The 7,411-nt window shown below is 62.4% G+C and carries 8 protein-coding genes; 7 read left to right on the top strand and 1 reads right to left on the bottom strand.

Going from position 1 to position 7,411, the window contains the following annotated elements; all coding sequences use genetic code 11:
* Positions 1-877, bottom strand: an 877-nt coding sequence (locus ACY69P_RS11985) for a glycosyltransferase family 9 protein (RefSeq protein WP_462327633.1), incomplete at its 3' end; no start/stop codon positions are given.
* A 148-nt stretch (positions 878-1,025) separates the two neighbouring features.
* On the opposite strand from ACY69P_RS11985, the gene ACY69P_RS11980 reads away from it, so the two are divergent.
* From ACY69P_RS11980 to ACY69P_RS11950, 7 genes are all read left to right on the top strand, one after another.
* Positions 1,026-1,703, top strand: a complete 678-nt coding sequence (locus ACY69P_RS11980; protein ID WP_462327632.1) for a precorrin-2 dehydrogenase/sirohydrochlorin ferrochelatase family protein — start codon at positions 1,026-1,028, stop codon at positions 1,701-1,703.
* Entirely contained in the window at positions 1,690-2,523 is an 834-nt protein-coding gene (locus ACY69P_RS11975) for a cytochrome C assembly family protein (RefSeq protein ID WP_459899823.1), read from the top strand. Before ACY69P_RS11980 ends, ACY69P_RS11975 begins: the two co-directional genes overlap by 14 nt.
* Positions 2,520-3,872 carry a glutamyl-tRNA reductase gene (hemA, locus tag ACY69P_RS11970; protein WP_459899822.1) on the top strand — a complete coding sequence of 451 codons (1,353 nt, stop codon included), beginning with the start codon at positions 2,520-2,522 and terminating at the stop codon, positions 3,870-3,872. Before ACY69P_RS11975 ends, hemA begins: the two co-directional genes overlap by 4 nt.
* 50 nt (positions 3,873-3,922) lie before the next feature.
* Positions 3,923-4,258, top strand: a complete 336-nt coding sequence (locus ACY69P_RS11965) for a hypothetical protein (protein ID WP_459899821.1) — start codon at positions 3,923-3,925, stop codon at positions 4,256-4,258.
* Positions 4,259-4,372: 114 nt separating this feature from the next.
* Positions 4,373-5,395, top strand: coding sequence for a tRNA lysidine(34) synthetase TilS (gene tilS / locus ACY69P_RS11960; RefSeq protein WP_462327631.1), 1,023 nt, complete (start codon positions 4,373-4,375; stop codon positions 5,393-5,395).
* A 101-nt stretch (positions 5,396-5,496) separates the two neighbouring features.
* The gene (locus ACY69P_RS11955) at positions 5,497-6,168 is read left to right on the top strand and encodes an adenylate kinase (protein ID WP_462327630.1); all 672 of its coding nucleotides are present in this window, start codon (positions 5,497-5,499) and stop codon (positions 6,166-6,168) included.
* A 130-nt stretch (positions 6,169-6,298) separates the two neighbouring features.
* The gene (locus tag ACY69P_RS11950; RefSeq protein WP_462327629.1) at positions 6,299-7,153 is read left to right on the top strand and encodes a menaquinone biosynthetic enzyme MqnA/MqnD family protein; all 855 of its coding nucleotides are present in this window, start codon (positions 6,299-6,301) and stop codon (positions 7,151-7,153) included.
* Positions 7,154-7,411: the final 258 nt, after the last annotated feature.

Here is a 7,411-nt window from a genome sequence, read left to right as displayed (position 1 = left end):
TCTCAAAACACCACGCCGAGGAAAGAAAGAGCGCATGTACGGGCACCCCAAGATGCGCGGCAAGATGCATGGTCCCGGTATCCGGCGTGATGACGGCGTCCAGCCCGGTGAGCGTGTCGATAAGGCCTGCCCAATCGGTCTGCCCCACGGTGTTCTCCGTCATGGCGGCAAGACGGGACGAGGCCGCGCCCATAAATTCCTTGGCAAGGGAGCGCTCGCCGCGGCTGCCCATGAGCACAATGCGCTCACTGCGCGTACCCTGCGCCACAGCGCCCGCGATGGTGGTGAGCATGGCTGGCGGCACACTGCGGCGCGATTCGCGCCCGGCCAGCACCACGCCGACGCCCTTGCCGCCGCGCCGGGCGATGGGATTCACCTCGCCGGGGGCGATGGGGTCGTCTGCAAGCTCGGCCCAAAAGTCTACAAGGTTCAGCCCGGCGGCGCGGCGAACGCGCGTCCAGCGCATGGCCATGCGCGGCCACAGGTCCGAAATCTCCTGCCCACCCTGCAATTTATGCCCACGAACACGCTCCGGTGCGAACAACGCAGAGAGAGCGAAATTCATGCCAGAAAGATTCAGGTTGTACACCTCGGCAAAGGGGATATCCCGCAACGAGGAGAACACGCCAAGGTTGGCGGCCAGCACTTCGGCAGGCGCGGGAGCGCCGGAACGGTGGGCCATAATGCCGTGGACCACGCATTGCGGGTACACCAGCTGGGCGATATCGACCAGCGAGCGGTCCACCACCAGATGAACGGTGCTCTGCGGGCGCGCAAGCAGCGTGGCGAGAAGCCGCTTGGTCTGCAAAAGGTCACCGAAGCGGGCAAGTTGTATGATAAGGTAATGGCCAGCGGAGGCTGGGCGGGACGTTGGCATTGTAGGCTCTATCTCCGTGAAATGCGTGTTTTCGCGCAGTTTTTCCAGCGGCGAAGGTACCGCAGTTTGGCGTTACGGGCAACAATCCGCAGACAATCCGGCCGGATAACCTTTTGCAGGCGGGGTGCACTTCTGGTATGACGCGGCCATGCGACATTATCCCGCATTTTTGAACCTGCACGGACGACGGTGTCTGGTGGTGGGTGCCGGTGAGGTTGGCCTGCGCAAGGTCAAGACGCTTGCCTCGTGCCATCCTGCCGAAATCACCGTCATAGATACCGCGCCGCCATCCGAGGCCATGATCCCCTTGCTGGACGACCCCGCCGTGGTCTATAACCAGCGCCCGTTCAGCGATGATGACATCACGGGGTGCACCCTCGTTTTTGCATGCACGAGCAATGCCGAACTGAACGCGCGCGTCGCCCGGCTGTGCAACGCCGCGGGCACCCTGTGCAATATTGCCGACGCCCCGGCCGAAAGCGGCTTCATCGTACCGGCCACCTTTTGCCGCGACAGCCTCGTGGTGGCGTTTTCCACGGGCGGAGCCAGCCCTGCCGTATGCCGCCGCATACGAAAGGAGCTTGAAGACACGCTCGGTCCGCGCTATGGCGGCTTCATCACGTTGATGGGGCGCATCCGGCCACTGGTTCTGGAGCAGGGCATGCCGACATGCGACAACACAACACTTTTCAGACAACTCGCCTACGGCCCGCTTCTTGACGCCGTGGGCGACGGGGACAGCCAGCGCATGCAGGCCATCCTGCAGGATACACTGCCTAAGGCGCTGCATCCCCACATCGGAGAACTCATCGATGGAATTGTTTAACGCTCTGCCAATTGGCATCACGCTGCTGTATTCGCTGGGCGCCGCCCTGTTCATCGGCGGCATGCTCGGCGTGCGTCCCGGCCTGAAAAAGGCCGCTGGGGTCGCGTCCGGTGCGGGTTTTGGCCTGCACACCATCTCCCTCGCCCTGTTCTTCAACCAGATGGGCTACTCCGGTTTTCTGGAAGGCGGCTTTCACCTGAGCCTGCTGGGCTGGGTGCTGCTGGCTATCTTTTTCACCCTGTGGTGGCGCCTAAAACTCGACTTTCTGGCACTGGCGGCCTCTCCGCTGGCGCTGCTCCTCTACCTTTCGTCCGTCACCCTGCCCGGCTCCAAGGTGCTTATGCCCAAGGCGCTGGCGGGGTCGTTCTTTATGCTGCACATCGGCTCGCTGTTTTTCAGCTTGGCCTTTTTGGCCATGGCCTTTGCCGCAGGCGTGCTGTTCATCCATCTGGAGCGCAAGATTAAGACCAAGGAAAAGCTGACGGGCTTCCGCAAGGATCTGCCCTCGCTGAATACCTTTGACCGCGCCAACTACCACGCCGTGGTGTTCGGCTTTCCGCTGTACACCGTGGGCCTGCTGTCTGGCTTCATCTGGGGCCGCTTCGCGTGGGGACGCATCATCACCGGCGACCCCAAGGAAGTGGTCTCCATTCTCATCTGGTTGGTGTATGCCTACCTGTTCCACCAGCGCCTCGCCGTCGGTTGGCGTGGGCGCAAGGCGGCACTGCTCGCCATTGCCGTGTTCCTGTTCAGTGTCCTTTCACTGGTCGTCGTGAACTTCATGATGCCCTCGCACCACAACTTCATGCAGATCTCATGAAACAGAAGATTTTTCTCATAGGACTCAACCACCGGACGGCTGGTGTGGAAATCCGCGAGGCATATGCCCTCAAGGACTGTAACACCGTGGAACTCGGCTTCGTGACCCCGGACGGTCGCGTGAGCGAGGCTCTCACCCTTTCCACCTGCAACCGTGTCGAAATGCTGGTTGTCACCGACGACAGCATGACGGCGGACGACATTCTGCACTTTTGGGCCTCGAACTGTGGCGGCAGCGTGCCGCAGCTGAAACCCCACGTGTATATCCACGAGGGGCTGGACGCCATTAAGCACCTGTTCACCGTGGCGGCCAGCCTTGATTCCATGGTCGTTGGCGAACCGCAGATTCTGGGCCAGCTCAAGGATGCCTACCGCAAATCCGTGGAGTACGGCTCGGCTAAGGTCATTGTGAACCGCGCCCTGCACAAGGCGTTCTCCGTGGCCAAGCGCGTGCGCACCGAAACGTCCATCGCCAGCTCCGCCGTTTCCATCAGCTACGCCGCGGTGGAACTCGCCAAGAAAATCTTCGGCGATATGAGCGACCACCGCGCCATGCTGGTCGGCGCAGGCGAAATGGCCGAACTTGCCGCCACCCACCTTATCAACGGTGGCGTGCAGGAAATCATGGTCGCCAACCGCACCTACCACCGTGGTGAGGAGCTTGCCCGCCGCATGAATGGTACGCCCATCATGTTTGAGGAGATGCACCGCAAGCTTGCGGACGTTGACATCGTCATCAGCTCTACCGGCGCAACGGAAGCCATCATCCGCGCCAAGGACTTGAAGCCCGTGCTCAAAAAACGCCGCAACCGCCCCATGTTCTTCATCGACATCGCCGTCCCGCGCGACATCGACCCCGACGTCAACGGACTGGACAACGTCTACCTGTACGACATCGACGACCTGAAGGAAGTGGTGGAGGAAAACCTTGCCCAGCGGCGGGAGGAAGCCACCAAGGCCGAAGCCATTATCGACTCCGAAACCCGGCAGTTTGATACGTGGCTGGAGTCCTTGGAACTCAACCCCACCATCTGCGACCTGCTGGACAAGGGCGAAACCATTGCCATGCGCGAGCTGTCCAAGACCATGAAGCGCCTTGGCGATGTGTCCGATGAAGAGCGCGAAGCCCTTGAGACCCTTGTCAAATCTCTGGCGCATAAGCTCTATCACGAGCCTATCACCTTCCTGAAACGCCGCACGCAGGAAGAAGGCGCGGCGCAGCGCTTTATCGACACCACACGCAGGATGTTCAACCTCGATGGCGAATCCATCCCGGAGAACGCCCACGCGGACCGCAAACGCAATGTGGTGCAGCTCCGCGCGGCCTGCGGCTGTAAGAAATCCGAATAGTCCAACGCCACCGGCCACGGACAGACACCGACACTTCCAGCGAGAGGACCATGCGCAACTACCACATCGACGAACTGACGACTGACGACATTGAGCGACTGCAAAAAGCCCTCGACGCCAAAGACATGAGCGGCTCCATGAAAGGCTTCTACTGGCTGGACCTGCCCCGCGAGCTCTACTCCGAGTTGCAGACCGAACACGCGGACTCCTGCGGCCCCTACAGCTTCGGCATCGAAGTGCTGGAAGACGGCCTGCGCATGGAACTGCTGGCCCGCGCCAGAAACATCATCCGCTGCGGCTGTGTCACCTACGCCACCCCGGACCAGCGCGACTACGCCATCAATTGGCTGGACGGCCTGCTCAAAGAACAGGACATCCCGGCCTAACGCCAACTTTTACTCCATACGCATGACGGGCAGGGCCGCGCGCTCTGCCCGCCTTTCAGCACCCTAAGTAGCCACAACACACCGCATGCCCCCGCAAGCGCGAGGAGGCTGACCATGGCACTCCCCCACCGCATCCAAGACCTCGCCCCGGAACACGCCCGGTTCTGCCTGCGCGTCCAGCGCTTCATGACCGATGAACTCAGCCTCGACCTGCGCGGCGCGCGCATTGTCGTGGGCTTTTCCGGTGGCGTGGACTCCACGGTGCTGTTGGCCGCGCTGTCGCTGCTGTCGCGGCGGCTGGAGTGTACCGTCACCGCCGCGCATCTGGACCACGGCCTGCGCGCGGAATCCGCAGAGGACGCCGCCCACGCACGCCGCACCTGCGAGGCATGGGGCATCCCCTTCACGCACCGGCGCGTTGACGTCCGCGCCATGGCTGGCGGGGCATCCGGCGTGGAAAACGCCGCCCGCTCGGCGCGCTACGGCTTTTTTGAGCAGGTTCGCGCGGACGGGGGGGCGGACTTCATCGCCCTCGGGCACACCCTTGACGACCTCGGCGAAGACGTGCTGATGCGCCAGACGCGCGGCGCAGGCTGGCCCCAGCTGGGCGGCATGCGCGCCGTGGTGCCCGAGCGAAACGTCATCCGCCCTCTGCTGCTCACCACGCGCGCGCAAATTGAGGACTTTGCCACAGGCCTTGGCCTGCCGTGGGTGGAGGATGCCACCAATGCGGATACCACCTACACCCGAAACCGCTTCCGCCACGACATCCTGCCCCGCCTTGCTCGTGAAAACCCGAACTTTCTGGGCAGCATCGCTGAACAGTGGCGTCTTGCCCGCCTTGATGCGGATTTTTTTGCCGCGCAGGTGAGCGCGGCCCTGTCCGGAGCGGTTCAAGGCGACGGCACAATCTTCTTGCGCCGTGAAATCATTGAAGATACACACAAGGCCTTGCGGCTGCGGATTTTCAAAGCCGCGCTGGAACGCCTTGGTCCCGGCCAATCCCGGGCCGACGCACTCCACCGTTTGGATGCGCTCTTTCTCAGCCGCGAGGGCGGCAAAACCGTCCAGTTTCCAGGAGGCAAAACCGCCACGTGCTCTGCCGCTGGCGTCCTCCTGAAACCCCGCTGCGGCTAAGCTCCCAGCACTTTTTGCCTTCTTGCCGGGTCTTGGCATTGACAGCGGCTGGCGAGAAGGATAGAGCTTTGTGAAATTTTCAACTTGTGAAGGAGGAACCAGTGAATATTCTTATTTTCGGTCCCAATGGCAGCGGTAAAGGTACGCAAGGCTCCCTGGCTAAGCAGAAATACAATCTCGACCACATTGAGTCCGGCGCTATCTTCCGCAAGCACATCGGCGGCGGCACCGAACTTGGCAAAAAGGCCAAGGAATACATCGACAAGGGCGAGCTGGTTCCCGATGACATCACCATCCCCATGGTTCTGGACGTGCTGAATCAGTCCTCCGCCAACGGCTGGCTGCTGGACGGCTTCCCCCGCTCCATCGCTCAGGCCGAGAAGCTGTGGGAAGCTCTGGAAAAGGACGGCGTCAAGCTGGACTACGTCATTGAAATCCTGCTCCCCCGCGAAGTCGCCAAAGCCCGCATCATGGGCCGTCGCCTCTGCGCCAACGACCCGAACCACCCCAACAACGTGGGCATCCCGGTCATCGCTCCCGATGGCGACAAGTGCCGCGTCTGTGGTGGCGAGCTGACCGCCCGCGCCGACGACCAGGACGAGGACGCCATCGACAAGCGCCACAACATCTACTACGACACCGAGACCGGCACCCTCGCTGCGGCCTACTACTATAAGAATAAGGCCGACTCCGCTGGCTTCAAGTACATTGAGCTGAACGGCGAAGGCTCCATCGACGAGATCAAGCAGTTCCTGATCTCCCAGCTGGACTAGCCACAGCCCGCATCAGTCTGTTGCGTTATACGGCCACCGGAGCTATAGCTTCGGTGGCCTTTTTCATTGCGGTGGCGGGGCCACGCGCCCACCGCCCCCAGCCGTTACGCGCAACAAAGGACATCCCAATATGACATCACCTCGCCTCAATATCGGGCAAATCAGCTACCTGAACGTGCTGCCCCTTTTTCAGACCCTCAAGCACCACGTTCCGCCGTCTGACGACATCCGCTACATTCAGGGGCACCCCGCGGAGATGAACGCCGGTTTGCTGGATGGCAGCATCGACCTGTCGCCCGGCTCCGCCTTTGAATACCTCGCCCACGCGGAGCGCTACCGCCTGCTTCCCGGCCTGTCCATCACCGCCCCCGCCGGCCCGGTCAAGAGCGTCCTGCTCGTCAGCCCCGTGGCGCTGGAGGACATCCCGCAGTGGATGGCCGACAACGGCCCCCAAATCCACGTGACCAAGGCTTCGGCCAGTTCCGTGGCCCTACTCAAGACGCTGTGGCACTTCCACTGGCAATTCCCGCAGGCGGACTGGACGGCCATCGACGCCGGAACCGGCCACACCATGGACCGCCCGTTCCTTGAAATTGGCAACTACGCGCTGCGGCATTGGCTGCGCCCGCCCGAAGGCTGGCACATCATCGACCTTGCCAACGAATGGCGGGGCTTCACGGGCCTGCCCTTTGTCTTTGCGGTCTGGATGGTCCGAAACGGCCTGAGCGAGGAACAGCTGGACCTGCTGGCGGACGTGCATACCGCCCTTGTCAAATGCAAGCTCTCCTGCCACGAAGCCATCGGCGAAATTGCCGAGATGGATGACATCTGTACATGGATTTCGCGCGACGGCATTGAAGACTACCTGTCCACACTGGACTACGAGCTTGGCCCCAAGGAGCAAGCCTCCCTGACCCTGTTTGCGGACTACTGCCGCAGACTCGGCCTTATTCCCGGCGCTCCCGGTCTGCGCTGGGCCCTTTAACTGCCGCCCTTGTCCTGCGTCCCGGTCCACTGCGCACCGGGACGCGGCAACGCGCGAGGCCCCCGGCCCGTGCTGTGCGCCTCATGGCATAATGCGAGGCTGGCGCCTTACTGCACGGCGCGACTTCCCGCGCGCCTCCCTTTGGCGGTGAGCGCTCGCCACCCGCCCCGTCTGCGCCCCAGCCCGCGCCTTACTCCGCGACCACCTCTCAACACTTCACCGCTCACGGGCCACCTCTCAATGCGCTCCACCCAACAG

The organism is Desulfobaculum sp., from assembly GCF_054921475.1.
Note: the sequence above shows the minus strand (reverse complement) of the source record. Positions and strands in the feature narration are given on the sequence as shown.